This window comes from Escherichia sp. WS1118, assembly GCF_046487695.1.
GTDB lineage: Bacteria > Pseudomonadota > Gammaproteobacteria > Enterobacterales > Enterobacteriaceae > Escherichia > Escherichia coli.
The window spans coordinates 591,510-617,171 of sequence record NZ_JBJQIZ010000001.1; the positions used below are offsets into that span (position 1 = coordinate 591,510).

At 52.0% G+C, this 25,662-nt stretch carries 24 protein-coding genes and 1 tRNA gene; 7 read left to right on the forward strand and 18 right to left on the reverse strand.

The window, feature by feature from the left end:
• The first annotated feature begins 3 nt into the window (after positions 1-3).
• Positions 4-579, forward strand: a complete 576-nt coding sequence (gene dolP, locus ACJHYO_RS02850) for a division/outer membrane stress-associated lipid-binding lipoprotein (protein WP_000646033.1) — start codon at positions 4-6, stop codon at positions 577-579.
• Positions 580-691: 112 nt separating this feature from the next.
• On the opposite strand, the gene ACJHYO_RS02855 is transcribed toward dolP, so the two are convergent.
• Positions 692-1,732, reverse strand: coding sequence for a permease (locus ACJHYO_RS02855; protein ID WP_000147603.1), 1,041 nt, complete (start codon positions 1,730-1,732; stop codon positions 692-694).
• Positions 1,733-1,804: 72 nt separating this feature from the next.
• Positions 1,805-2,440, reverse strand: a complete 636-nt coding sequence (locus tag ACJHYO_RS02860) for an NAD(P)H-binding protein (protein ID WP_000084526.1) — start codon at positions 2,438-2,440, stop codon at positions 1,805-1,807.
• A gap of 127 nt (positions 2,441-2,567) precedes the next feature.
• On the opposite strand from ACJHYO_RS02860, the gene yhbO reads away from it, so the two are divergent.
• Positions 2,568-3,086 (forward strand): protein/nucleic acid deglycase, encoded by a 519-nt coding sequence (gene yhbO, locus ACJHYO_RS02865; protein ID WP_001346703.1) that lies wholly within the window; start codon positions 2,568-2,570, stop codon positions 3,084-3,086.
• Here yhbO and ACJHYO_RS02870 read toward each other — a convergent pair.
• A complete protein-coding gene (locus ACJHYO_RS02870) occupies positions 3,066-3,509 on the reverse strand; it encodes a YhbP family protein (RefSeq protein WP_000449457.1) in 444 nt (147 codons plus the stop codon). The two genes, yhbO and ACJHYO_RS02870, sit on opposite strands and share 21 nt — an antisense overlap.
• A gap of 50 nt (positions 3,510-3,559) precedes the next feature.
• On the opposite strand from ACJHYO_RS02870, the gene yhbQ reads away from it, so the two are divergent.
• Positions 3,560-3,862 carry a DNA damage response exodeoxyribonuclease YhbQ gene (gene yhbQ / locus ACJHYO_RS02875; RefSeq protein WP_085455552.1) on the forward strand — a complete coding sequence of 101 codons (303 nt, stop codon included), beginning with the start codon at positions 3,560-3,562 and terminating at the stop codon, positions 3,860-3,862.
• On the opposite strand, the gene ACJHYO_RS02880 is transcribed toward yhbQ, so the two are convergent.
• Both ACJHYO_RS02880 and ACJHYO_RS02885 read right to left on the reverse strand, forming a co-directional pair.
• Positions 3,849-4,352 carry a GNAT family N-acetyltransferase gene (locus ACJHYO_RS02880; protein WP_000908554.1) on the reverse strand — a complete coding sequence of 168 codons (504 nt, stop codon included), beginning with the start codon at positions 4,350-4,352 and terminating at the stop codon, positions 3,849-3,851. The genes yhbQ and ACJHYO_RS02880 overlap by 14 nt on opposite strands.
• A complete protein-coding gene (locus ACJHYO_RS02885) occupies positions 4,346-4,870 on the reverse strand; it encodes an SCP2 domain-containing protein (RefSeq protein WP_085455553.1) in 525 nt (174 codons plus the stop codon). The genes ACJHYO_RS02880 and ACJHYO_RS02885 overlap by 7 nt, the downstream gene beginning before the upstream one ends.
• A gap of 208 nt (positions 4,871-5,078) precedes the next feature.
• On the opposite strand from ACJHYO_RS02885, the gene ACJHYO_RS02890 reads away from it, so the two are divergent.
• The 3 genes from ACJHYO_RS02890 (at position 5,079) to ACJHYO_RS02900 (ending at position 8,049) form a co-directional block, all read left to right on the forward strand.
• Positions 5,079-6,074, forward strand: a complete 996-nt coding sequence (locus ACJHYO_RS02890) for a peptidase U32 family protein (protein WP_000421305.1) — start codon at positions 5,079-5,081, stop codon at positions 6,072-6,074.
• Between the two features lie 8 nt (positions 6,075-6,082).
• Positions 6,083-6,961 carry a U32 family peptidase gene (locus ACJHYO_RS02895; protein ID WP_001298329.1) on the forward strand — a complete coding sequence of 293 codons (879 nt, stop codon included), beginning with the start codon at positions 6,083-6,085 and terminating at the stop codon, positions 6,959-6,961.
• 80 nt (positions 6,962-7,041) lie between these two features.
• A complete protein-coding gene (locus ACJHYO_RS02900; protein ID WP_000130380.1) occupies positions 7,042-8,049 on the forward strand; it encodes a luciferase-like monooxygenase in 1,008 nt (335 codons plus the stop codon).
• Positions 8,050-8,166: 117 nt separating this feature from the next.
• Here the strand turns inward: ACJHYO_RS02900 and mtr are convergent, their stop codons facing one another.
• From mtr to ACJHYO_RS02960, 12 genes are all read right to left on the reverse strand, one after another.
• The gene (gene mtr, locus ACJHYO_RS02905) at positions 8,167-9,411 is read right to left on the reverse strand and encodes a tryptophan permease (protein WP_000224361.1); all 1,245 of its coding nucleotides are present in this window, start codon (positions 9,409-9,411) and stop codon (positions 8,167-8,169) included.
• 153 nt (positions 9,412-9,564) lie between these two features.
• Positions 9,565-11,454: an ATP-dependent RNA helicase DeaD gene (gene deaD / locus ACJHYO_RS02910; protein ID WP_001442045.1), complete on the reverse strand. Its 1,890-nt coding sequence runs from the start codon at positions 11,452-11,454 to the stop codon at positions 9,565-9,567.
• Positions 11,447-11,527 carry a protein YrbN gene (gene yrbN / locus ACJHYO_RS02915; RefSeq protein WP_010723222.1) on the reverse strand — a complete coding sequence of 27 codons (81 nt, stop codon included), beginning with the start codon at positions 11,525-11,527 and terminating at the stop codon, positions 11,447-11,449. Before yrbN ends, deaD begins: the two co-directional genes overlap by 8 nt.
• Before the next feature lie 106 nt (positions 11,528-11,633).
• On the reverse strand, positions 11,634-12,518 hold the full coding sequence (gene nlpI, locus ACJHYO_RS02920) for a lipoprotein NlpI (protein WP_000802080.1): 885 nt from the start codon (positions 12,516-12,518) through the stop codon (positions 11,634-11,636).
• A 108-nt stretch (positions 12,519-12,626) separates the two neighbouring features.
• Positions 12,627-14,762 (reverse strand): polyribonucleotide nucleotidyltransferase, encoded by a 2,136-nt coding sequence (pnp, locus tag ACJHYO_RS02925; RefSeq protein WP_001298330.1) that lies wholly within the window; start codon positions 14,760-14,762, stop codon positions 12,627-12,629.
• A gap of 246 nt (positions 14,763-15,008) precedes the next feature.
• On the reverse strand, positions 15,009-15,278 hold the full coding sequence (rpsO, locus tag ACJHYO_RS02930) for a 30S ribosomal protein S15 (protein WP_000059466.1): 270 nt from the start codon (positions 15,276-15,278) through the stop codon (positions 15,009-15,011).
• A gap of 148 nt (positions 15,279-15,426) precedes the next feature.
• The gene (gene truB / locus ACJHYO_RS02935; protein ID WP_000089698.1) at positions 15,427-16,371 is read right to left on the reverse strand and encodes a tRNA pseudouridine(55) synthase TruB; all 945 of its coding nucleotides are present in this window, start codon (positions 16,369-16,371) and stop codon (positions 15,427-15,429) included.
• Positions 16,371-16,772 carry a 30S ribosome-binding factor RbfA gene (rbfA, locus tag ACJHYO_RS02940; protein ID WP_001040205.1) on the reverse strand — a complete coding sequence of 134 codons (402 nt, stop codon included), beginning with the start codon at positions 16,770-16,772 and terminating at the stop codon, positions 16,371-16,373. Before rbfA ends, truB begins: the two co-directional genes overlap by 1 nt.
• A gap of 163 nt (positions 16,773-16,935) precedes the next feature.
• Positions 16,936-19,608: a translation initiation factor IF-2 gene (infB, locus tag ACJHYO_RS02945; RefSeq protein WP_000133040.1), complete on the reverse strand. Its 2,673-nt coding sequence runs from the start codon at positions 19,606-19,608 to the stop codon at positions 16,936-16,938.
• A 24-nt stretch (positions 19,609-19,632) separates the two neighbouring features.
• Entirely contained in the window at positions 19,633-21,120 is a 1,488-nt protein-coding gene (nusA, locus tag ACJHYO_RS02950; RefSeq protein WP_001031057.1) for a transcription termination factor NusA, read from the reverse strand.
• A 27-nt stretch (positions 21,121-21,147) separates the two neighbouring features.
• Positions 21,148-21,600, reverse strand: coding sequence for a ribosome maturation factor RimP (gene rimP / locus ACJHYO_RS02955; protein ID WP_001300397.1), 453 nt, complete (start codon positions 21,598-21,600; stop codon positions 21,148-21,150).
• A 206-nt stretch (positions 21,601-21,806) separates the two neighbouring features.
• A tRNA-Met gene (locus tag ACJHYO_RS02960) sits at positions 21,807-21,883 on the reverse strand.
• 347 nt (positions 21,884-22,230) lie between these two features.
• Between ACJHYO_RS02960 and argG the strand changes: the two genes are divergently transcribed.
• Complete coding sequence (gene argG / locus ACJHYO_RS02965) at positions 22,231-23,574, forward strand: argininosuccinate synthase (protein ID WP_001683324.1); 1,344 nt, start codon at positions 22,231-22,233, stop codon at positions 23,572-23,574.
• Between the two features lie 7 nt (positions 23,575-23,581).
• Here the strand turns inward: argG and ACJHYO_RS02970 are convergent, their stop codons facing one another.
• Positions 23,582-25,207 (reverse strand): phosphoethanolamine transferase, encoded by a 1,626-nt coding sequence (locus ACJHYO_RS02970; protein ID WP_077633449.1) that lies wholly within the window; start codon positions 25,205-25,207, stop codon positions 23,582-23,584.
• Between the last annotated feature and the right edge of the window lie 455 nt (positions 25,208-25,662).

A 25,662-nucleotide genomic window follows, 5' to 3' on the forward strand; every position in this document is an offset into this window, starting at 1 on the left:
TACATGAAGGCATTATCGCCAATCGCAGTCCTTATTTCCGCGCTGCTGTTGCAAGGTTGTGTTGCCGCTGCCGTAGTGGGTACTGCTGCTGTGGGTACCAAAGCCGCAACTGACCCACGCAGTGTCGGCACCCAGGTAGACGATGGTACCCTGGAAGTGCGCGTGAACAGCGCATTGTCGAAAGACGAACAAATTAAGAAAGAAGCGCGCATTAATGTAACGGCCTATCAGGGCAAAGTGCTGCTGGTTGGGCAGTCACCAAACGCTGAACTTTCGGCTCGCGCCAAACAGATTGCTATGGGCGTAGACGGTGCCAACGAAGTGTATAACGAGATTCGTCAGGGCCAGCCGATTGGTCTGGGCGAAGCGTCTAACGATACGTGGATCACCACCAAAGTACGTTCGCAGCTGTTAACCAGCGACCTGGTGAAATCGTCCAACGTGAAAGTGACCACCGAAAACGGTGAAGTGTTCCTGATGGGGCTGGTGACTGAACGTGAAGCGAAAGCGGCGGCAGATATTGCCAGCCGGGTAAGCGGCGTGAAGCGGGTAACTACGGCGTTTACGTTTATTAAATAGCAGCCCTTGTAATGCCTGATGCGACGCTTGCAGCGTCTTATCAGGCCTACAACGATGCAAACCGTAGGTCGGATAAGGCGTTTACGCCGCATCCGACATGTTTTCCCTCAAATCAAACCAACAGCGCCAGCCCGCCGACAATCACACCAGACACTGCCACCATCGCCCCCGTCAGCCATAAGGCTTTCGCCGGAAACGCTTTACGCAACATTATCAGCGACGGCAAACTCACCGCCGGGAGCGTCATCAACAATGCCAGCGCCGGAGCGGTTCCCATACCTGCCAGCATCATCGTTTGTACAATCGGAATTTCTGCTGCCGTGGGAATGACAAACAAGCATCCCGCTACCGCCATCGCCACCACCCACATCAGGCTGTTATCGACAGCACCATCGGCATGGGGGAATAACCAGACGCGAGCGGCACCCAACACCAGTACTGCAAGGATGTAAACCGGGATCGTACTCCAGAAAAGCGTCCATAGCGCCCTGCCCCAGCGGCTAAAAAAACCGCCCTGTGATTCCGGTATGTCAATTTCGACCGGTGCCTGCGTTTGCGGTGTTTCACGCACCCATTTTTGCACCAGCGTCGCAATCAGCAACACCATCACCAGCCCCGCCACCAGACGAATCGCCGCAAAACCCCAGCCGAGGACGAACCCCATAAACACCAGCGTCGCCGGGTTTAACAACGGATTCCCCATCCAGAATGCCAGCGCACCGCCCATCGACACCTGTTGGCGACGCATTCCCGCCGCGACCGGAGCCGCACAGCAGGTACACATCATGCCCGGCAGAGAAAACAGCGTTCCCAGCAACGTGCCGCGAAAGCGCGATTGCCCAAGCGTACGCAACAACCAGTCACGCGGGATCAGCACCTGAATCAACGAACCGAGGATCACCCCCAGCACCGCCGCTTTCCATACCGCGAGAAAATAGATCATCGCGTAATCCAACGCCGCCTGCCACGGATTAGCATCTGCCTGCGCAAGGATAGATTTACCGATACTGTGGGTTTCGGCAGCAGTAAACGCTTTGCCGTAGTAAGGTTGCCATTTCACATACCAGAGACCGGCAATGACAACGAGAAAGAAAAGCGCGGGTTTCCACCACTGAATGGGCGTTGCCGCCTGAGATGAAGACTGACCAGTCATAGCATTCCCCAGGAATAAGTTATGATAATTGAGCGCGTGAATATTACGCTCACTATCAATTCTTGGGAATAATTATTCAGCTCTTTTGCGTAATTCTGAAGAGCTTAAAATCGTCACACCTTCATGCTCAGGCCGCATCGCCTCTGCCAGCATGACCCGCGCCACGTCTCTCGCATCAATGGATTTCCAGTTACCGGGTAACAAACGGAACAGCGGCGCAAAAAGCGTTTCGTTCATCCGCTGTTTGCTACGATCGCCCAGTAACATCGACGGGCGAGCAATGGTCAATTTCGGCCAGTTCTGGGCGATTAATGCTTCTTCCATCTCCCCTTTGACGCGGTTATAGAAAAACGGCGAGTGGGCATTAGCACCCATAGCACTGACCACCAGCATATGCTGCGCACCGAGCCGCCGCCCGGTTAATGCGGTATCCACTACCAGCGTGTAATCGGCATGAATAAACGCCTCTTTACTCCCCGCTTCTCGCCGCGTGGTGCCGAGACAACAAAACACAATGTCGATGGGATCGGTGACCTGCGCCAGCGCGTCGGTCAGTTGCGGATCATGGGGATTGAACACTCCTGGCATATCTCCCAACGGACGTCGCGTCGGCGCGGCTATGGCGTTAACTTTCGGTTCGTTAATCAACATCCGCAGCAGGTGACCGCCCACCAGCCCCGTTGCGCCTGTAATCAGTACCTGACTCATCTTCGCTCCTTTACAGAATTGTCTGCCTTGCGCTCCACGGCTCATGCACCAGGCTTAATAGATCATGAGGTAATTATCCCCGATTGTGGAAAATTCGCCTCATCCAATGCAACAACGCGGAGGAAGCATGAGTAAGAAAATCGCCGTTTTAATCACTGATGAATTTGAGGATTCAGAATTTACTTCACCCGCAGACGAGTTCCGTAAAGCCGGACACGAAGTGATTACCATTGAAAAACAAGCGGGTAAAACGGTGAAAGGCAAAAAAGGAGAAGCCAGCGTGGCCATCGATAAATCCATCGATGAAGTGACGCCCGCAGAGTTCGATGCCCTGCTGCTACCGGGCGGTCATTCACCAGATTATCTGCGTGGTGACAACCGTTTTGTCACCTTCACACGCGATTTTGTGAACAGCGGCAAACCTGTTTTCGCCATCTGTCACGGTCCGCAGCTGCTGATCAGCGCCGATGTGATTCGGGGGCGCAAACTGACTGCCGTTAAACCGATCATTATTGATGTTAAAAACGCGGGCGCGGAATTTTACGATCAGGAAGTGGTGGTCGATAAAGATCAGCTAGTTACCAGCCGTACACCGGACGATCTGCCAGCGTTTAACCGCGAGGCATTACGCCTGCTCGGTGCCTGAGTTACGTAGCCAGATCATTTTTTTACCAAAGCCCAGCGTGTTGTCGGTGAATTTGATTTCATCAAGCCGGATTTCCCACACCGGGGCCGACAGCATTCTGGCAACAGGAAAGCGACGATTGTACGCCTGGCGCGCAAGGTCGCTTTCCTCACCTTCAAGCCTGCGGATCTCGCCTTTAAATTGCACGCCGCGAATTAACGCTACCGTTTTCGGCTGACCGTTTACCGTTCCGGCAACTGCCGCCTGCGGCCCACTCATCTGCGCGTGGCGCGTTTTTTCTTCCGTCAAAATGTAGAAGGCGACTTTCTGCGCATCAAAAAGATAAAAGGCATTAGCGCACCAGAGTTCCCCTTCCTGCTGCACACACCAGGTGACAACATGTTGTTTTGCCAGCCAACGGCTGATGGCGGTGAGTGTTTCCATTGCTGTTCTCTTTTATACTGTGGGCCTGACCTTAACATGCGACGCAGACGATGACACCCTGGTTTCTTTACTTGATCCGTACCGCCGACAATAAGCTTTATACCGGGATCACCACAGATGTCGAACGCCGCTATCAGCAGCACCAAAGCGGCAAAGGGGCGAAAGCACTGCGCGGGAAAGGAGAACTAACGCTGACGTTTTCCGCGCCAGTGGGCGATCGTTCGCTGGCACTACGGGCGGAATATCGCGTTAAGCAACTGACCAAACGGCAAAAAGAGCGTCTGGTAGCGGAAGGCGCAGGGTTTGCAGAGCTGTTGAGCAGCCTGCAAACCCCGGAGATTAAAAGCGATTGAAATGCTCGTGATACTCAACCAGACCGGTTACGCCGTTCAGCGCGTCATCCGCTAAACGATGTACCTGGAAGGCGCTTTCAGTGCCCGGCCAGCGGCAACGCAGATCGTGATGCGCCGCCAGTTCAAAGCCGAAACGACTGTACAGCGCCGGATCGCCCAGCGTCACCACTGCGGCATAGCCGAACTCATTGAGCGAATCGAGTCCTTCATAGACCAGTTGGCGTGCCAGCCCCTGTCCACGGTATTTTTCATCTACCGCCAGCGGTGCCATGCCGACCCATTGCAGGTCTTCGCCCTGCACATCAACCGGACTAAATGCCACATAGCCAATGACCTGACCTTCGTCATCTGTCGCCACCAGCCCCAACGTCAGAAAGCCATCTTCACGCAGATCGTGAACCAGCTTCGCTTCCGCATCACTTTCGAATGAACGACGCAGCAGGGCATCAATACCCGGCGCATCAATGGGAATTTCTACTCGAATTAGCATGGTTCACCTACCGATGTCTGTTTGGTTTCAGGCGCGGTTTTCATTCCCGCCTCAACAAAATCCGCCAGTTGCAGCAGCATCATGCGTAAGGCTTTCGGCATTTGCTCCAGTTCAATGGCGTCCATCAGGTTTTTCACATACAGCCCCAGCTCCGTATCGCCTTCAATCGCCAGCCGACGCTGGAAGAAGAGCGTATCCGGATCTTGTTTACGCGCCGCAATCATCAGCAGATCGCTGGCGTCGGCACTAAAACTCACATCAGCTTGCGCGTTCTGGCTAACGACCAGTTTGCCATTCACCACCGAGGTAAACCATTGCAGGCCAATATCACGCACATGAATACTTAACCAGCGGCCTTCAAGAAACTCCAGCTCGCCATCATCCAGCGCCTGACGGAATTGCCAGCTTAAGACCTGCTCAAGAACCTGGCGTTTTAGCGCAAATGGCGTCAGTTTTACCGGTACACTCAACAGAGATGGCCCCAAATGCACAATACGGGAACGCAGTTTATCCAACACGAGTTTTACTCCCTGTTTCAACAATCATCCTATTTTGCCATATCAGAAAAATAACATGGCGGTATAAATCAACAATTCCATATGAAATTGCTGCTACCACCAATACAACTTTAACTGCCTTAAATCAAAAATTGTCGCAGCAAGGTTAACTAAAATCCCAGTTCGTTAACATTTTTGCGTTTTGATAGCGCAACCTTCAGGAAAAATTATGGAGCTGCTCTGCCCTGCCGGAAATCTCCCGGCGCTTAAGGCGGCCATCGAAAACGGCGCAGATGCTGTTTATATCGGGCTAAAAGATGATACCAATGCCCGTCACTTCGCCGGCCTTAACTTTACCGAGAAAAAATTGCAGGAAGCGGTGAGTTTTGTCCATCAACATCGCCGCAAACTTCACATCGCGATTAACACTTTTGCGCATCCGGACGGTTACGCCCGCTGGCAGCGCGCCGTGGATATGGCGGCGCAGCTGGGTGCCGACGCGCTGATCCTCGCCGACCTCGCCATGCTGGAGTACGCCGCCGAGCGTTATCCGCATATTGAGCGCCACGTATCGGTGCAGGCTTCGGCGACCAATGAAGAGGCGATTAACTTTTATCATCGCCATTTTGACGTTGCCCGCGTGGTGCTGCCGCGCGTGTTGTCGATTCATCAGGTGAAACAACTGGCACGGGTCACACCTGTACCACTGGAAGTCTTTGCTTTCGGCAGCCTGTGCATTATGTCGGAAGGTCGTTGCTATCTGTCGTCGTATTTGACGGGTGAATCGCCCAACACCGTGGGTGCGTGTTCTCCGGCCCGTTTCGTGCGCTGGCAACAAACGCCGCAGGGGCTGGAATCCCGCCTGAACGAAGTGCTGATCGACCGTTATCAGGACGGCGAAAACGCAGGTTATCCGACGCTGTGTAAAGGGCGTTATCTGGTGGACGGCGAGCGCTATCACGCGCTGGAAGAACCAACCAGTCTCAATACCCTTGAGCTGCTGCCGGAGTTAATGGCGGCGAATATCGCTTCGGTGAAAATTGAAGGCCGCCAGCGTAGCCCGGCGTATGTCAGCCAGGTGGCGAAAGTCTGGCGTCAGGCTATCGACCGTTGTAAGGCCGATCCGCAAAACTTCGTGCCGCAAAGCGCGTGGATGGAGACGCTCGGGTCGATGTCCGAAGGCACGCAAACTACCCTTGGCGCGTATCACCGTAAATGGCAGTGAGAAAAGCAATGAAATATTCCTTAGGGCCGGTGCTATGGTACTGGCCAAAAGAGACGCTGGAAGAATTTTATCAGCAGGCCGCCGCCAGCAGCGCCGACGTGATTTATCTTGGTGAAGCGGTCTGTAGCAAACGCCGGGCAACCAAAGTTGGCGACTGGCTGGAGATGGCAAAATCGCTCGCCGGAAGTGGCAAGCAGATTGTGCTCTCCACGCTGGCGCTGGTGCAGGCATCCTCCGAACTGGGCGAACTGAAACGCTATGTTGAGAACGGTGAGTTTCTGATTGAAGCCAGCGATCTCGGCGTGGTGAATATGTGCGCTGAACGCAAACTGCCGTTCGTCGCCGGGCACGCGCTGAACTGCTACAACGCGGTGACGCTGAAAATATTGCTCAAACAGGGCATGATGCGCTGGTGTATGCCGGTGGAGCTTTCCCGCGACTGGCTGGTGAATCTGCTTAATCAGTGCGATGAACTGGGCATTCGCAACCAGTTTGAAGTGGAAGTCTTGAGCTACGGTCATCTGCCGCTGGCCTACTCCGCCCGCTGCTTTACCGCGCGTTCGGAAGACCGCCCGAAAGATGAGTGTGAAACCTGCTGCATTAAATATCCGAACGGGCGCAACGTACTGTCGCAGGAAAACCAACAAGTGTTTGTACTCAACGGCATTCAGACCATGAGCGGCTACGTTTACAACCTCGGTAACGAGCTGGCATCCATGCAGGGGCTGGTCGATGTGGTCCGCCTGTCACCGCAGGGTACTGACACTTTCGCAATGCTCGATGCCTTCCGCGCTAATGAAAATGGCGCTGCGCCACTACCGTTGACGGCAAACAGCGACTGTAACGGCTACTGGCGGCGGCTGGCCGGGCTGGAGCTGCAAGCGTAAGTATATAGCTCACTTTGTTAACAACTTTAACTACTCTTTAATGCAGTATTAAAGACTAATCGGTAACAAAGTGAGCTGTTATGACTGATAAAACCATTGCGTTTTCGCTACTCGATCTGGCCCCCATCCCCGAAGGTTCTTCAGCGCGGGAAGCGTTCTCCCACTCTCTCGACCTCGCCCGTCTGGCTGAAAAGCGCGGCTATCATCGCTACTGGCTGGCAGAACACCACAATATGACCGGCATTGCCAGTGCTGCAACATCGGTGTTAATTGGCTATCTGGCGGCGAATACCACCACGCTGCATCTGGGGTCTGGCGGCGTGATGTTGCCTAACCACTCACCGTTGGTGATCGCCGAACAATTCGGCACGCTCAATACGCTCTATCCGGGGCGAATCGATTTGGGGCTGGGCCGCGCGCCGGGTAGCGATCAGCGAACCATGATGGCGCTGCGTCGTCATATGAGCGGCGATATTGATAATTTCCCCCGCGATGTCGCGGAACTGGTGGACTGGTTTGACGCCCGCGATCCCAATCCGCATGTGCGCCCGGTACCAGGCTATGGCGAGAAAATCCCCGTGTGGTTGTTAGGATCCAGCCTTTACAGCGCGCAACTGGCGGCGCAGCTTGGTCTGCCGTTTGCGTTTGCCTCACACTTCGCGCCGGATATGTTGTTCCAGGCGCTGCATCTTTATCGCAGCAACTTCAAACCGTCGGCACGGTTGGAGAAACCGTATGCGATGGTGTGCATCAATATTATCGCCGCCGACAGCAACCGCGATGCCGAATTCCTGTTTACCTCAATGCAGCAAGCCTTTGTGAAGCTGCGCCGCGGCGAAACCGGGCAACTGCCGCCACCGATTCAAAATATGGATCAGTTCTGGTCGCCGTCCGAACAGTATGGTGTGCAGCAGGCGCTGAGTATGTCGCTGGTGGGCGATAAAGCGAAAGTGCGTCATGGCTTGCAGTCGATCCTGCGCGAAACCGACGCCGATGAGATTATGGTTAACGGGCAGATTTTCGACCACCAGGCGCGCCTGCATTCGTTTGAACTGGCGATGGATGTTAAGGAAGAGTTGTTGGGATAGTATGTCTTAACGCGGGAAGCCTTATCCGAGCTGGCAACGCTGTCCTACGTAGGCCTGATAAGCGAAGCGCATCAGGCATTGTGTAGGCAGCAGAAATGTCGGATAAGGCACCGCTGATTACTGATACACCGGCAGCAAATTAAAGCTCGATAAGATATGGACCAGTGCGTTGCCAACGCCAAATACCAGAATCAGCATAATCATCGGCTTGCCGCCCCAGACGCGGAATTTCGGGCTACCAAAGCGTTTACGCGATGCGCGGGCCAACAGCGCCGGAACAATTGCCGCCCAGATGGTAGCCGCTAAGCCAGCATAACCAATGGCGTACAGGAATCCGTTAGGAAACAGCAGGCCACCCACAACAGGCGGGGCAAAGGTCAGCAACGCTGTTTTCAAACGGCCCATAGCCGAGTCGTCGAAACCAAACAGATCTGCCAGATAGTCAAACAAACCCAGCGTTACGCCAAGGAACGAACTCGCTACCGCAAAGTTTGAGAACACGACCAGCAGAAGATCCAGGCTACGGCTGTTCAGCACGCCGCTTAATGCCTGTACCAGCACATCAATATTACCGCCCTTCTCGGCGATGCCGATAAACTCCGGACGAGGGATGTTGCCCATCGTCGCCAGCAACCAGATGGTATACAGCGCCAGCGCCATCAGCGTACCGTACACCAGGCATTTCACGATGGTTTTCGGATCTTTGCCGTAATACTTCATCAGGCTCGGCACGTTACCGTGATAACCAAACGATGCCAGACAGAATGGCAGTGTCATCAGCAGATACGGCGCATAAGACGCATTGCTTTCGGCGACGTTGAACAAGGTCGTTGGCTGTACATGCCCCAGCAGGCTGCCGAAGGTGAGGAAGAAAGTAATGACTTTCGCCCCCAGCACAATTGCTGTCATCCGGCTGACAGCTTTCGTACTCAACCACACCACGAACGCTACCAGCAGTGCAAAACCAAATCCAGCTGCCCGTGCAGGGACGTTTAGCGACATCTCCGCGAAGGTGTGATGCAGAATCGAACCGCTGGCAGAAATATAGGCATAGGTCAGGATGTAGAGCACAAAGGCAATGGAAATGCCGTTGACCACGTTCCAGCCTTTGCCGAGCAGGTCTTTGGTGATGGTGTCAAAGCTCGAACCGATTCGGTAATTCAGGTTAGCTTCCAGAATCATCAAGCCGGAATGCAGCATACAGAACCAGGTGAAAATCAGCGCCGCCATTGACCAGAAGAACCACGCCCCGGACATGACCACTGGCAGAGAAAACATCCCTGCGCCAATAATGGTGCCGCCGATAATCACCACGCCGCCAAGCAGCGACGGTGACGTTTGGGTGGTGGTTAGTGTTGCCATGAGGGCTTCTCTCCAGTGAAAAATAGTGCGACTGCGTTGTTATGCATTGCACTGTACCAGTACATGAGTACAAAAAACAGAAAAAAAGCCCCGATGGGTAAAATCGGGGCTGTATATATTATTTTACAGATTGTGTTCGCTGTTCAGCGATGATTACGCATCACCACCGAAACGACGACGACCGGTAGAGTCATCACGACGCGGTGCGCGGCCTTCACGACGTTCGCCGCTAAAACGACGCCCATCACCACGCCCCCCTTCACGGCGTTCACCGCTGAAGTTACGACCGCCTTCACGACGTTCGCCACCGAAACCACGACCACCGCCACGACGCTCACCGCCAGTATGCGGCTGTGCATCGCCCAGTAACTGCATGTTCATCGGCTTGTTGAGAATGCGAGTGCGCGTAAAGTGTTGCAGCACTTCACCCGGCATACCTTTCGGCAGTTCGATGGTGGAGTGAGAAGCAAACAGCTTGATGTTACCAATGTAACGGCTGCTGATGTCGCCTTCGTTAGCAATCGCACCAACGATATGACGAACTTCAACACCATCATCGCGGCCCACTTCAATGCGGTACAGCTGCATATCGCCAACATCACGACGTTCACGACGCGGACGATCTTCACGGTCACCACGCGGGCCACGGTCGTTACGATCGCGCGGACCACGGTCATCACGGTCACGGAATTCACGTTTCGGACGCATCGGCGCATCTGGCGGAACAATCAGAGTACGTTCACCCTGTGCCATTTTCAGTAGTGCGGCTGCCAGAGTTTCGAGATCCAGCTCTTCGCCTTCGGCAGGCGGCTGAATTTTGCTCAGCAGTGCACGGTATTGATCCAGATCGCTGCTTTCCAGTTGCTGCTGTACTTTAGCGGCAAATTTTTCCAGACGACGTTTGCCCAGCAGTTCTGCGTTTGGCAGTTCTACTTCCGGAATAGTCAGCTTCATAGTACGTTCAATGTTGCGCAGCAGACGACGCTCGCGGTTCTCAACGAACAGCAGTGCGCGGCCAGCACGACCCGCACGACCAGTACGACCTATACGGTGAACGTAAGATTCAGAATCCATCGGGATATCGTAGTTAACTACCAGGCTGATACGCTCAACGTCCAGGCCACGGGCCGCAACGTCGGTCGCAATCAGGATGTCCAGACGACCATCTTTCAGGCGTTCCAGTGTCTGCTCACGCAGCGCCTGGTTCATGTCACCGTTCAGCGCGGCGCTGTTGTAGCCGTTACGCTCAAGAGCTTCTGCCACTTCCAGAGTCGCGTTTTTGGTACGAACGAAGATAATCGCCGCATCAAAATCTTCCGCTTCCAGGAAACGTACCAGTGCTTCGTTTTTACGCATACCCCAGACAGTCCAGTAGCTCTGGCTGATGTCAGGACGGGTAGTCACGCTGGACTGAATGCGCACTTCCTGCGGCTCTTTCATAAAGCGGCGGGTAATGCGACGAATCGCTTCCGGCATGGTTGCAGAGAACAGAGCGGTCTGATGACCTTCCGGGATCTGCGCCATAATGGTTTCAACGTCTTCGATGAAGCCCATGCGCAGCATTTCGTCAGCTTCATCCAGAACCAGACCGCTCAATTTAGAGAGGTCCAGAGTGCCACGTTTCAGGTGGTCCAGCAGACGGCCCGGAGTACCGACAACGATCTGCGGCCCCTGACGCAGGGCGCGTAATTGCACGTCATAACGTTGGCCGCCGTACAGGGCAACCACGTTTACGCCGCGCATGTGTTTAGAGAAATCCGTCATTGCTTCAGCAACCTGTACCGCCAGTTCGCGGGTCGGTGCCAGCACCAGAATCTGTGGTGCTTTCAGCTCAGGATCAAGATTCTGCAGCAGAGGTAAAGAGAATGCTGCAGTTTTTCCGCTCCCCGTCTGGGCCATACCCAGAACGTCGCGGCCATTCAGCAGATGTGGAATACACTCTGCCTGAATTGGAGATGGTTTTTCGTAACCCAGATCGTTAAGGGCTTCAAGGATAGGAGCCTTCAGGCCCAGATCTGCAAAAGTGGTTTCGAATTCAGCCATGTAGTACGTGTGCCTCAAAATTAATGGCGGCCAGTCTACATAACTCATCATGAAATTGATCAGCAATTTTCATTGAAAAGTGTGAACCGGCTCAAAGTAGGTGTATTAACGAACAACAACGCCCTCACCCGTTAAGGTGATGGCAATCAAAAAAGATTACGGGCTGATGTGTACGTCAGCTATTGCTGGTCCGATTCTGCCAGGTCATCTTGGTCCTGGCCCAGGAGCGATAATTCCAACAATGCGTATCGGTGCTCAACAAAGTTATGAACGTTGTTGGCAACCGCCAGTTTGAACAGTGCCGTGGCGCTGTCCAAATCCCCCAGACTTAGGTAGTACTTACCTAAATAGAAGTTGGTTTCACTGAGATGCTCAGCGAGCGAGGTGTTATCCGTTGCGTCCGCCTTGAGCCTTTCCATTAACGTTTGTTCGCTAATGTTGCCCAGGTAGAACTCGACAATGTTCCATCCCCACTGTTCCTTATCCGATTTTTCGAAGTGCTGTTTCAACACTTCTTTAGCCTGCTTCTCATCGAGCTTCTGCTCGGCGAGATAAAGCCACAGACTACGGAAAGGATCATTGGGATCGTCTTGATAAAACGCCAGCAGATCATCTTGCGCTAACTTGTCACGACCGCCGTAATATAATGCGATCCCGCGATTCAAGTGCGCGTAGTTGTAAGTTGGATCAAGCTCAAGTACAGAATCAAACGCTTCATAGGCAGCATCAAAATTGCCTGCCTGCGTTAAATATATGCCTAAGTAATTGAATACTTCAGGCATATCCGGTCGGATTGCCAGCGCTTGCGAAAAATCGTTACGCGCTAATGCCCTCAGACCGAGACTATCATACAACACTCCGCGCTCATATAAAAGCTGTGCGCGTTCGTCATCGGTTAAAGCCCGACTGGCAAGGATCTGTTCCATACGTGCCAGAATCACTTCCTGCTGTAAAGTCGGTTGCAATGGTACCGCGAGGACTTCACTTTTACGCCAGGAAGTATTACTGCATCCTGCAAGCGTAAGTGCTGTCGCAACGAAACACCAGCGCAAAAAAGGCTTCATTTCCCACTCCCGAAGACCACGGTTGAATGAACGTCCTGTTCCCGGTTGCTAACAAGGCGTCCTGCCCGGTTAAAAGCCCCCCGCCGCAGCGGAGGGCAAATGGCAACCTTACTCGCCCTGTTCAGCAGCCGGAGCTTCCGGTGCTGCAGCAGGTTGAGACTGCTCAGTCGCTTCTTTAATGCTCAGACGGATACGGCCCTGGCGATCAACTTCCAGAACTTTCACCGGTACTTCCTGACCCATCTGCAGGTAATCGGTCACTTTCTCAACGCGTTTGTCAGCGATCTGAGAGATGTGGACCAGACCTTCTTTACCGCCGCCGATGGCAACAAATGCGCCAAAGTCAACGATACGGGTCACTTTACCATTGTAGACGCGGCCCACTTCGATTTCTGCAGTGATCTCTTCGATACGACGAATCGCGTGTTTCGCTTTCTCGCCGTCGGTCGCTGCGATTTTCACAGTACCGTCATCTTCGATTTCGATGGTGGTGCCAGTTTCTTCGGTCAGAGCACGGATAACAGAACCGCCTTTACCGATAACGTCTTTGATCTTGTCCGGGTTGATCTTGATGGTATGGATACGCGGAGCGAACTCAGAGATATCGCCGCGCGGCGCGTTGATCGCCTGTTCCATTACGCCCAGGATATGCAGACGCGCACCTTTAGCCTGGTTCAGTGCAACCTGCATGATCTCTTTGGTGATACCTTCAATTTTGATATCCATCTGCAATGCAGAGATACCGTCACGGGAACCCGCAACTTTGAAGTCCATATCGCCCAGGTGATCTTCGTCGCCCAAAATGTCAGACAGTACAACGTAGTTGTCGCCTTCTTTCACCAGACCCATTGCGATACCCGCAACGGCAGCTTTGATCGGCACACCTGCGTCCATCAGCGCCAGAGACGCGCCGCACACGGAAGCCATAGAAGAGGAACCGTTGGATTCGGTGATTTCAGACACAACACGTACGGTGTACGGGAATTTGTCCATATCCGGCATTACTGCCAGCACGCCGCGCTTCGCCAGACGACCGTGACCAATTTCACGACGCTTCGGAGAACCGACCATGCCGGTTTCGCCTACGGAGTACGGAGGGAAGTTGTAGTGGAACAGGAAGGTATCGGTACGTTCGCCCATCAGTTCATCAAGAACCTGCGCGTCACGAGCAGTACCCAGCGTTGCGGTAACCAGCGCCTGCGTTTCACCACGGGTGAACAGCGCAGAACCGTGAGTACGCGGCAGCACACCAGTACGCACATCCAGACCACGGATCATATCTTTTTCACGACCGTCGATACGCGGTTCGCCTGCCAGTACGCGGCTACGAACAACATTTTTCTCGATAGCGTGCAGAATTTCACCCAGTTCGTTTTCGTCCAGGGTTTCGTCTTCAGCAAGCAGTGTCGCGATGGTTTCAGATTTGATGACATCAACCTGCGCATAACGCTCTTGTTTGTCGGTGATGCGGTAAGCATCGCTCAGACGAGCTTCAGCCAGCGCAGCAACGCGCGCGTTCAGCGCTTCGTTTACCGGCTCCGGCTGCCAATCCCAACGCGGTTTACCGGCTTCTTTCACCAGTTCATTGATGTTCTGAATAACAACCTGCTGTTGTTCATGACCGAACACCACTGCGCCCAGCATTTGGTCTTCGCTCAGCAGTTCAGCTTCAGATTCAACCATCAGCACGGCAGCTTCTGTACCGGCAACAACCAGGTCCAGTTTGCTCTCTTTCAGTTCGTCCTGAGTCGGGTTCAGTACGTACTGGTCATTGATGTAACCTACACGGGCAGCACCAATCGGGCCATTGAACGGAATACCAGACAGAGACAGTGCTGCGGAAGCACCAATCATCGCGACGATATCCGGGTTAACCTGCGGGTTAACAGAAACCACGGTGGCGATAACCTGAACTTCGTTGACGAAGCCTTCCGGGAACAGCGGGCGAATCGGGCGGTCAATCAGACGCGCGATCAGGGTTTCGCCTTCGCTTGGGCGGCCTTCACGACGGAAGAAGCTACCCGGGATACGACCAGCAGCGTAGGTACGCTCCTGATAGTTAACGGTCAGCGGGAAGAAGTCCTGACCTGGTTTGGCTTTTTTCTGACCAACAACGGTAACAAATACCGCGGTGTCATCCATGCTAACCATAACAGCGGCAGTAGCCTGACGAGCCATCATGCCGGTTTCCAGAGTCACGGTGTGTTGGCCGTACTGGAATTTACGAACGATCGGATTAAGCAATGTAATATCCTTTCTCTTTCTTAGACAGTACCTTACGGTACTGGTGTTAATACCCGATCTTCTGCGCATCCTCGCGACTAATGACAACCCTAACCCAGCTCTATGTGGGTAAAGCCTCTCATTAGCCGCGCGAACCTCTGCAACGGAAGATCATTCATAGCAACAATACATTAGTTTCCAGTGAATTGCTGCCGTCAGCTTGAAAAAAGGGGCCACTCAGGCCCCCTTTTCTGAAACTCGCAAGAATTAGCGACGCAGACCCAGGCGCTCGATGAGCTGGGTGTAACGTGCTACGTCTTTACGTTTCAGGTAGTCGAGCAGTTTACGACGCTGAGAAACCATGCGCAGCAGACCACGACGGCTGTGGTGATCTTTTTTGTGCTCTGCAAAGTGGCCCTGCAGGTGGTTGATCTGTGCAGTCAGCAGTGCTACCTGAACTTCGGTAGAACCGGTGTCGTTTGCGTCACGACCAAACTCAGAAACGATTTTAGCTGTTGCTTCAGTACTTAGAGACATTTTAAAACTCCAAAGTATATAGAATGAAAGGACGCCGATCTCTAATTCAGCGATCCCAGTGTACGTTACGCAAAGTGTTAAACAATTTACGCGACGTTAAGCGGCAGTATTCTACTCGTAGCGACCTGTTATCGCAAGACGGTTAACATTACGCCGGGTATTCAACCACCAGGCGACGAGGCGCAACGCGGCCTTCATCGTCAATTTCGCCCATACCGATAAACTTGCCGTTCTCACCCTCTGTAACGCGAACCAGTCCTTCCAGCGGCGCACCGGATGTACGAACTGGGTTACCATTTTTGAAGTAAACAGAAGACGTTAACGGAAGATTCACCACTGGGTAGTCCGAAGCTGGACTGTCCATTGGCATCAGTAATGGATCAAGTAACTCCGCAGCCGGAATATCCTGCTGTTCGGCTTGCTCAACCAGTTCACGCAGATGTTCCAGGGTCACCATCCGTTCAACCGGATATTTACTTACCGCCAGACGACGCAAGTAAATAACATGCGCGCCACAACCGAGTTTTTCGCCGAGATCGTCAATGATAGTGCGGATATAAGTGCCTTTTGAGCAGTGAATTTCCAGCTCCAGCTCATTGCCTTCATGGCGAATAAACAGCAATTCATAAACGGTAATCGGGCGCGCTTCACGCGGAACTTCAATGCCCTGACGCGCGTATTCGTACAGTTTTTTGCCCTGATATTTCAGTGCTGAATACATCGAAGGGATCTGTTCGATATCGCCACGGAAGGTATCCAGCGCCGCCGCCAGTTGCTCTGCACTAAAGGTTACCGGACGTTCTTCAACGATTTGTCCGTCGGCATCAGAAGTATCGGTACGCTGTCCAAGACGCGCAATGACCCGATAGCGTTTGTCGGAGTCCAGCAGATACTGGGAAAACTTCGTCGCTTCCCCGAGGCAAATTGGCAACATGCCGGTCGCCAGCGGGTCCAGCGCACCGGTATGCCCGGCACGGTTGGCGTTATAAATCCGTTTCACTTTTTGCAGCGCATCGTTGCTGGACATCCCCTGCGGTTTATCCAGCAACAAAACGCCGTTAATGTCGCGACCGCGACGACGAGGACGACTCATTAGTCCTCCTTGCTGTCGTCCGGGTTAACACGACGTTCTTCGTCATGTTTGACCACGCTGGTCACCAGGTTTGACATGCGCATCCCTTCAACCAGAGAGTTGTCGTAGAAGAAGGTCAGTTCCGGCACGATACGCAGGCGCATCGCTTTCCCCAGCAGGCTGCGGATGAAACCAGAAGCTTCCTGCAACGCTTTGATGCCCGCTTTAACCGCGTCTTCATCTTTGTCGTTGAGGAACGTCACATATACTTTGGCATACGCCAGGTCGCGAGACATTTCGACACCGGAAACGGTGGTCATCATGCCCAGACGAGGATCTTTAATTTCACGCTGCAGGATGAGAGCGATCTCTTTTTGCATTTCCTGCGCTACGCGCTGCGGGCGACCAAATTCTTTCGCCATAATAAATTCTCCTGACAAAAAAGGGGCTGTTAGCCCCTTTTTAAAATTAATTTCAGGTGGAAGGGCTGTTCACGTTGGCCTGATAAGACGCGCCAGCGTCGCATCAGGCAATCCATGCAGGATGCGGCATAAACGCCTTATCCCGCATGGAACCCTAAAAACCTTAAGCGATGGTACGTTGGATCTCGATGATTTCGAATACTTCGATCACATCGCCAGTGCGGACATCGTTGTAGTTCTTAACGCCGATACCACATTCCATACCGTTACGGACTTCGTTAACGTCATCTTTGAAGCGGCGCAGGGACTCCAGCTCGCCTTCGTAGATAACCACGTTGTCACGCAGAACGCGGATCGGGTTGTGACGTTTAACCACACCTTCGGTAACCATACAACCTGCGATGGCACCAAATTTCGGTGATTTGAACACGTCACGAACTTCCGCCAGACCGATAATCTGCTGTTTCAGTTCCGGAGACAGCATACCGCTCATCGCCGCTTTCACTTCGTCGATCAGGTTATAGATGACGGAGTAGTAACGCAGATCCAGGCTTTCCGCTTCAATCACTTTACGTGCAGAGGCATCAGCACGTACGTTGAAGCCAACCAGGATGGCGTTGGACGCCGCAGCCAGGGTAGCGTCGGTTTCGGTGATACCACCTACGCCAGAACCGATGATCTTCACTTTAACTTCGTCAGTAGACAGTTTCAGCAAGGAGTCGGAAATTGCTTCCACAGAACCCTGTACGTCTGCCTTCAGGACAATATTCACTTCGTGAACTTCGCCTTCGGTCATGTTGGCGAACATGTTCTCGAGTTTAGATTTCTGCTGACGCGCCAGTTTAACTTCGCGGAATTTACCCTGACGATAGAGTGCAACTTCACGCGCTTTCTTCTCGTCACGTACAACGGTAACTTCATCACCCGCAGCCGGTACGCCGGACAGGCCAAGGATTTCCACCGGAATGGACGGACCCGCTTCCAGCACTTCCTGACCCAGTTCGTTACGCATTGCACGAACACGACCGTATTCGAAGCCACACAGAACGATATCGCCCTTGTGCAGAGTACCTTCACGTACCAGAACGGTAGCAACCGGACCACGACCTTTATCGAGGAAGGATTCGATAACCGCACCGCTCGCCATACCTTTACGTACCGCTTTCAGCTCCAGAACTTCCGCCTGCAGCAGGATAGCATCCAGCAGTTCATCAATACCGGTACCCGCTTTTGCAGATACGTGTACGAACTGGCTTTCGCCGCCCCACTCTTCTGGCAGGATGCCGTACTGGGAGAGTTCGTTCTTAACGCGATCCGGATCGGCTTCTGGTTTATCGATTTTGTTCACAGCAACCACCACCGGAACACCCGCCGCTTTCGCGTGCTGGATAGCTTCGATGGTCTGCGGCATTACACCGTCGTCTGCAGCAACAACCAGGACTACGATGTCCGTTGCCTGCGCACCACGTGCACGCATTGAAGTAAACGCGGCGTGCCCCGGGGTGTCCAGGAAGGTGATCATGCCGTTTTCAGTTTCAACGTGGTATGCACCAATGTGCTGGGTAATGCCGCCCGCTTCGCCAGAGGCCACTTTCGTTGAACGAATGTAGTCCAGCAGAGAGGTTTTACCGTGGTCAACGTGACCCATGATGGTCACAACCGGCGCGCGCGGTTCAGCCGCAGCACCCGTGTCACGGTCGCTCATTACCGCCTCTTCCAGCTCGTTTTCACGACGCAGGATAACTTTGTGGCCCATCTCTTCAGCAACCAGCTGTGCGGTTTCCTGATCGATAACCTGGTTGATGGTTGCCATTGCGCCCAGTTTCATCATCGCTTTGATGACCTGAGAGCCTTTAACCGCCATCTTGTTCGCCAGTTCGCCAACGGTGATGGTTTCGCCGATCACAACGTCACGGTTAACGGCCTGAGCTGGCTTCTGGAAGCCTTGCTGCAGCGAAGAACCTTTACGTTTTCCGCCCTTACCGCCACGTACTGCTGCGCGAGCTTCTTCACGATCAGCTTTTGATTCAGCGTGTTTGTTGCCCTTCTTCGGACGCGCTGCTTTCGCGTTACGACCACGGCCACGGCCGCCTTCGACTTCACGATCGCTTTCGTCTTCTGCCTGGCGAGCATGTTGAGAAGTAGTGACGTGATAATCGCTGGAATCTTCAGTCGGTTCCGCGTTATCAGTCCATTTGTTTTCTTCCGCCATACGACGTGCTTCTTCAGCAACGCGACGTGCTTCTTCTTCGAGTTTACGACGCGCTTCTTCTTCGGCTTTACGCTTGAGCTCTGCAGCTTCCTGCTCACGGCGGGCTTTTTCAGCCTGGGCGTTTTTAGTCATATCGTCTTGTTGATTGCTCACTTTGTCTTTTTCCGCAGCTTCACGTTTCGCTTGTTCAGCAGCTTCACGCTTAGCCTGTTCTGCGGCCTCACGTTCAGCTTTTTGTTGCGCCTCGCGTTTAGCCGATTCTTCTGCCTCACGACGGGCTTGCTCTTCCGCTTCACGCTGCGCTTGCTCTTCCGCTGCAAGGCGCTCAGCCTCTTGCGGATCGCGTTTCACAAAGGTGCGTTTCTTGCGGACTTCGATTTGTACCGATTTGCTTTTTCCACCGGTACCAGGAATGTTAAGGGTGCTGCGTGTTTTACGTTGCAGCGTCAATTTGTCCGGGCCTGAATTTTTCTGATTCAGGTGGTCAATCAAAGTCTGTTTCTCTTGTGCAGACACAGAGTCGTCAGCAGACTTCCGGATACCTGCATCAGCAAATTGCTGTACCAGGCGTTCCACGGAGGTCTGTCGCTCTGCGGCCAGCGTTTTAATCGTTACATCTGTCATGCTGTTCCTTCCTGCTACAGTTTATTACGCTTCGTCACCGAACCAGCAAATATTACGGGCAGCCATAATCAGTGCTCCGGCTTTTTCGTCGGTCAACCCTTCGATATCAGCCAGATCATCAATGCCCTGTTCGGCGAGATCTTCCAGCGTACAAACGCCACGGGCGGCCAGTTTGAATGCCAAATCACGATCTACCCCTTCAAGGTTCAGCAGATCGTCAGCCGGTTTGTTATCACCGAGGCTTTCTTCCTGGGCCTGTGCAATGGTGGCCAGTGCATTTTTAGCACGCTCGCGCAGTGCTTCAACGGTCGGCTCATCAAGGCCTTCGATTTCCAACAGCTCTTTCATCGGCACATAGGCCAGTTCTTCCAGCGTCGAGAAGCCTTCTTCTACCAGAACAGTCGCGAAGTCTTCATCGATGTCGAGATATTTGGTGAAGGTGTCGATCGCTGCGTGCGCTTCCGCCTGATGCTTAGCCTGCAGGTCGTCAACGGTCATCACGTTGAGTTCCCAACCGCTCAGCTGCGAAGCCAGACGCACGTTCTGACCGTTACGGCCAATCGCCTGCGCCAGGTTACCGGCTTCAACGGCGATATCCATGGTGTGTTTATCTTCATCCACCACGATAGAAGCAACGTCTGCTGGTGCCATTGCGTTAATCACGAACTGCGCCGGGTTATCATCCCACAGGACAATATCGATACGCTCGCCGCCCAGTTCAGTAGAAACCGCCTGAACACGCGCGCCACGCATACCTACGCAAGCACCTACCGGATCGATACGTTTATCGTTGGTTTTCACCGCAATTTTCGCACGAGATCCCGGGTCGCGAGCCGCTGCTTTAATTTCAATCACTTCTTCGCCGATTTCCGGCACTTCAATACGGAACAGTTCGATCAGCATTTCCGGCTTGGAGCGGGTGACGAACAGCTGCGCGCCACGCGCTTCCGGGCGAACGGAATAGAGCACGCCACGAACGCGGTCGCCAGGGCGGAAGTTTTCACGCGGCAGCATATCTTCGCGCAGGATCACGGCTTCAGCGTTGTTGCCCAGATCCAGAGAGATGTTGTCGCGGTTTACTTTTTTCACCACGCCGGTGATGATTTCACCTTCGTGTTCACGGAACTGATCAACCACCATTGCACGTTCGGCTTCACGCACTTTCTGCACGATAACCTGTTTTGCCGTCTGGGTAGTGATACGGTCAAAGGTAACAGACTCAATCTGATCTTCAACGTAATCGCCCAGGTTCAAGCTTTCATCTTCATAACGTGCGGCTTCAAGGGTGATTTCCTTGGTCGGCTGGGTGACTTCATCAACAACTAACCAGCGACGGAAGGTGTCAAAATCACCGCTTTTGCGATCGATCTGTACGCGAACGTCGATTTCTTGTTCATATTTTTTCTTTGTTGCTGTCGCCAGCGCGCTTTCCAATGCTTCGAAAATCTTCTCGCGAGGTAGCGCCTTTTCATTGGATACGGCTTCAACTACAGCCAAAATTTCTTTGTTCATCGCGGGCTTTTCACCTCATCCAGACTATTAAAAGTGGGGAACCAGGTTCGCCTTCTGGATATTACTCAGCGCGAACACTTCATCTTTACCTTCGACGGTAACTGTGATCATTTCACCGTCTACCGCTTTGATAACGCCCTGCCATTTACGACGGTTTTGTACCGCCATACGGAGAACCAGAGTCACCTCTTCTCCGACAAAACGGGCGTAGTGTTCAGCCGTGAACAGTGGGCGATCGAGACCCGGTGAGGAGACTTCCAGGTTATAAGCAACGGTGATGGGGTCTTCAACATCCAGCACAGCACTTACCTGGTGGCTCACATCAGCACAATCATCAACATTGATGCCATCTTCACTATCAATATAGATGCGCAGTGTGGATGTGCGACCGCGAATAAATTCGATGCCAACCAGTTCAAAACCCAGGGCCTCAACTGGCGCAGTAATCATCTCTGTTAATTTTTGCTCTAATGTGGACAAGCCCACCCCCAAGACATAAAAAAAGGGCCTAAAGCCCAGTTATTCTGTAGTCAGATAACAAAAAACCCCGATAAATCGGGGCTTTATATAACTGAACCCTATAACCGCAACTGCGGTCTGGAGCACTTTCCAGAAGGATTTTTTCAAATCCCACTACGAAGGCCGAAGTCTTCACAGTATATTTGAAAAAGGACTCTAAGGGAAAGTGGTTGCGGGGGCCGGATTTGAACCGACGACCTTCGGGTTATGAGCCCGACGAGCTACCAGGCTGCTCCACCCCGCGCCTGAAACGTGGCAAATTCTACTCGTTTTGGGTAAAAAATGCAAATACTGCTGGGATTTGGTGTACCGAGACGGGACGTAAAATCTGCAGGCATTATAGTGATCCACGCCACATTTTGTCAACGTTTATTGCTAATCACGTGAATGAATATCCAGTTCACTTTCATTTATTGAATACTTTTACCTTCTCCTGCTTTCCCTTAATCGCATTATTTTACAAAAAACACACTAAACTCTTCCTGTCTCCGATAAAAGATGATTAAATGAAAACTCATTTATTTTGCATAAAAATTCAATGAGAGCAGAAATCCAGGCTCATCATCAGTTAATTAAGCAGGGTGTTATTTTATGACGACGATTCTCAAGCATCTCCCGGTAGGTCAACGTATTGGTATCGCTTTTTCCGGCGGTCTGGACACCAGTGCCGCACTGCTGTGGATGCGACAAAAGGGAGCGGTTCCTTATGCATATACTGCAAACCTGGGCCAGCCAGACGAAGAGGATTATTATGCGATCCCTCGTCGTGCCATGGAATACGGCGCGGAGAACGCACGTCTGATCGACTGCCGCAAACAACTGGTGGCCGAAGGTATTGCCGCTATTCAGTGTGGCGCATTTCATAACACCACTGGTGGACTGACCTATTTCAACACGACGCCGCTGGGCCGCGCCGTGACCGGCACCATGCTGGTTGCTGCGATGAAAGAAGATGGCGTGAATATCTGGGGTGACGGCAGCACCTATAAAGGAAACGATATCGAACGTTTCTACCGTTACGGTCTGCTGACCAATGCTGAACTGCAGATTTACAAACCGTGGCTTGATACTGACTTTATTGATGAACTGGGCGGCCGTCATGAGATGTCTGAATTTATGATTGCCTGCGGTTTCGACTACAAAATGTCTGTCGAAAAAGCTTACTCCACGGACTCCAACATGCTTGGTGCAACGCATGAAGCGAAGGATCTGGAATACCTCAACTCCAGCGTCAAAATCGTCAACCCAATTATGGGCGTGAAGTTTTGGGATGAGAGCGTGAAAATCCCGGCAGAAGAAGTCACAGTACGCTTTGAGCAAGGTCATCCGGTGGCGCTGAACGGTAAAACCTTTAGCGACGACGTAGAAATGATGCTGGAAGCTAACCGCATCGGCGGTCGTCACGGCCTGGGCATGAGCGACCAGATTGAAAACCGTATCATCGAAGCAAAAAGCCGCGGCATTTATGAAGCCCCTGGGATGGCACTGCTGCACATTGCGTATGAACGTTTGTTGACCGGTATTCACAACGAAGACACCATTGAGCAGTATCACGCGCATGGTCGTCAGTTGGGCCGTCTGCTGTACCAGGGACGTTGGTTTGACTCCCAGGCGCTGATGCTGCGGGACTCTCTGCAACGCTGGGTTGCCAGCCAGATCACTGGTGAAGTTACTCTGGAGCTGCGCCGCGGGAACGATTATTCAATCCTGAATACCGTCTCAGAGAACCTGACCTACAAGCCAGAGCGTCTGACGATGGAAAAAGGCGACTCGGTGTTCTCGCCAGATGATCGTATCGGTCAACTGACCATGCGTAACCTGGATATCACCGATACCCGCGAGAAACTTTTCGGTTATGCCAAAACTGGCCTGCTCTCCTCCTCTGCCGCTTCAGGGGTGCCGCAGGTGGAGAATCTGGAAAATAAAGGCCAGTAATTCGACATCAACCCTGCCCTTCAGGGGTGGGGTTACCTTGCTTATCCTCTGTAAACTCCTTTCTGAGCAGCACATAATCGAAAACATCATGGTTTGCATCCACAACCCGTGAGTCTCCTTTATAGTGTGCAATCACTTCCTCAAGCGTTTGCGGCTGTTCCGGCTTTGTTACCCCCATCCACGCATTAATAAGGTAATTATTGTAAGCTGTCGAAAAGATGTTGTTTTCCGTTGTGCGATCCACGCCATCCCCTAGAACGGGGCTATACCAGATAAACATCGGGACATGATACGCCTGCTGGCTAGCCTCCCTGCCTCCATGAAAATAGACATTCTTCTTCGTAGGGTCGCGTTCCAGGCCGTGGTCGGCAAAATACATGACCGAGGCGCGGCGATCTTTTAATAATTCAAAAACCTGACCTAGCAAACTATCTGTGTAATGAATGGAGTTGTCATAGCAGGCATCCTGATCGTCCTGCGGTTGAAACACGGCGCTGGATTGCGGATAGGCGCTACAAGCCGGTTCATGGCTTCCATTTAAATGAAGAACAATCAGTTTTTTTTGCTGCGTCTTTTGCTGTAACGCTTGCGATAAATGCGGCAACAACAATTCATCAAATCCTCTGACATAGACTGTTTCCATGGCGCGCATGGCGATACTGGTAACTGCTGTACCATTCTGCCGGAAAGCGGATTGCGAGCTTAGCCAGAAAGTCTGAAATCCTGCTTGATTAGCCATATTAATAATGTTGTCCGGGTAATTATGAATGTCATGACTCAAAACAGAATCAGCAGTTAAAGAAAGGGGAACCGACAGCGCAGTGTAAGGTGCACCGCTTATTGCTTGATTAAACAGTTTGATCTGCTTTCTTTGTGCTTCGACTTGCGGTGTCGTAGAGCGTGTATATCCATACAAAGACATATTGTCGACACGTACAGACTCCCCCACAATCAACACGTAGGTATCAATACCTGTATCCCTGACTGATAGTTGAAAATACGGCACCGTGTTTGCAATTGAGAGTAATCTTTGATGCTCTTTCGCTGCTAAAGCAAAATAATTGAGATTGAAAAACGGCGTATAGGTAGCAAATCGCGACGCTAGTATATATGGACTGAACGCCTCTTTATTTTTTGCATCTTTATAAGCAAATTGACAAGCGGAAAATAAACTGCCCGAAATGGCAATCAGCAATAATATTCCTGTCACTTTTTTTGTCGGCAAGGAAACATCATATTTTATTATTACTGCAAAAAAAAGAAGGGATAAAAAGGCAAAAGCACATAGATAAGGGATATACATTCCCAGCATTTTGACAACTTCATCCGGATCACTCTGCAGCACACTAATCGCAAATCCATCATTGAAAGTTGTACCAAAGATACACCATGAATAGAGGCTAATACTCATATCTGCCGCAATCAGTAACACAAATGGTACGGCAATAAGCAGGCGAAGCGGAAGGGATGATATACGTTTAACAACCAGGATGGTCAGAACGAAGAACAGCAATCGCTGAACCATATGCGCTCCGGAAGAAGCGACTAAGTTCGTAATACCAAAAACAATAACACAAAGATACAACAACCAATGAGATTTAAAACTTTTAACAAATTTGTTGAATACTGTCATCCAGAAATCCAAGTTCACAACCAATATAAACAATTATCAACAATGTTCAATTTTATATCAGACATGTTTTTCAACTCTGATCCATATCAGACCGAAACACTGTTAGATTTTTTCTTTTTAAATGATGCGGCCATTGCGTTCTCAGTAATTAAATAACATTATCAATGCGTCTCTAAACATTACGCAGAACGTAGCCATCAGTAGTTATACTGACAGGGGCAGGATGGTTTATCGAGAAGTAAACATATCCGTATTCGTACCGGAAATGGAGTTGACACAATAAAGTGCCAATTATGTCAGCAGAAGGGAAAAGCTTATAACTAAGGCATACCGGCACCATCGTTTCAAGGTACCAGCTACGAGTAAAACAACTGGACGAGATACAGATACCTGACAACCATTCCTCAGACCAGGACCAAAACGAAAAAAGACGCTTTTCAGCGTCTTTCTGGAAT

Bases quoted from the DNA above. Each gene is read 5' to 3' on its own strand.
- ACJHYO_RS02900 (WP_000130380.1), top strand. From the start codon at position 7,042: ATGACTGATAAAACCATTGCGTTTTCGCTACTCGATCTGGCCCCCATC.
- ACJHYO_RS02880 (WP_000908554.1), bottom strand. From the start codon at position 4,352: ATGCTAATTCGAGTAGAAATTCCCATTGATGCGCCGGGTATTGATGCC.
- ACJHYO_RS02890 (WP_000421305.1), top strand. From the start codon at position 5,079: ATGGAGCTGCTCTGCCCTGCCGGAAATCTCCCGGCGCTTAAGGCGGCC.
- deaD (WP_001442045.1), bottom strand. From the start codon at position 11,454: ATGGCTGAATTCGAAACCACTTTTGCAGATCTGGGCCTGAAGGCTCCT.
- ACJHYO_RS02855 (WP_000147603.1), bottom strand. From the start codon at position 1,732: ATGACTGGTCAGTCTTCATCTCAGGCGGCAACGCCCATTCAGTGGTGG.
- argG (WP_001683324.1), top strand. From the start codon at position 22,231: ATGACGACGATTCTCAAGCATCTCCCGGTAGGTCAACGTATTGGTATC.
- dolP (WP_000646033.1), top strand. From the start codon at position 4: ATGAAGGCATTATCGCCAATCGCAGTCCTTATTTCCGCGCTGCTGTTG.
- yhbO (WP_001346703.1), top strand. From the start codon at position 2,568: ATGAGTAAGAAAATCGCCGTTTTAATCACTGATGAATTTGAGGATTCA.
- ACJHYO_RS02895 (WP_001298329.1), top strand. From the start codon at position 6,083: ATGAAATATTCCTTAGGGCCGGTGCTATGGTACTGGCCAAAAGAGACG.
- infB (WP_000133040.1), bottom strand. From the start codon at position 19,608: ATGACAGATGTAACGATTAAAACGCTGGCCGCAGAGCGACAGACCTCC.
- mtr (WP_000224361.1), bottom strand. From the start codon at position 9,411: ATGGCAACACTAACCACCACCCAAACGTCACCGTCGCTGCTTGGCGGC.
- yhbQ (WP_085455552.1), top strand. From the start codon at position 3,560: ATGACACCCTGGTTTCTTTACTTGATCCGTACCGCCGACAATAAGCTT.
- ACJHYO_RS02870 (WP_000449457.1), bottom strand. From the start codon at position 3,509: ATGGAAACACTCACCGCCATCAGCCGTTGGCTGGCAAAACAACATGTT.
- truB (WP_000089698.1), bottom strand. From the start codon at position 16,371: ATGAGTCGTCCTCGTCGTCGCGGTCGCGACATTAACGGCGTTTTGTTG.
- ACJHYO_RS02860 (WP_000084526.1), bottom strand. From the start codon at position 2,440: ATGAGTCAGGTACTGATTACAGGCGCAACGGGGCTGGTGGGCGGTCAC.
- rpsO (WP_000059466.1), bottom strand. From the start codon at position 15,278: ATGTCTCTAAGTACTGAAGCAACAGCTAAAATCGTTTCTGAGTTTGGT.
- rbfA (WP_001040205.1), bottom strand. From the start codon at position 16,772: ATGGCGAAAGAATTTGGTCGCCCGCAGCGCGTAGCGCAGGAAATGCAA.
- nlpI (WP_000802080.1), bottom strand. From the start codon at position 12,518: ATGAAGCCTTTTTTGCGCTGGTGTTTCGTTGCGACAGCACTTACGCTT.
- ACJHYO_RS02970 (WP_077633449.1), bottom strand. From the start codon at position 25,207: ATGACAGTATTCAACAAATTTGTTAAAAGTTTTAAATCTCATTGGTTG.
- nusA (WP_001031057.1), bottom strand. From the start codon at position 21,120: ATGAACAAAGAAATTTTGGCTGTAGTTGAAGCCGTATCCAATGAAAAG.
- yrbN (WP_010723222.1), bottom strand. From the start codon at position 11,527: ATGAAAATTGCTGATCAATTTCATGATGAGTTATGTAGACTGGCCGCC.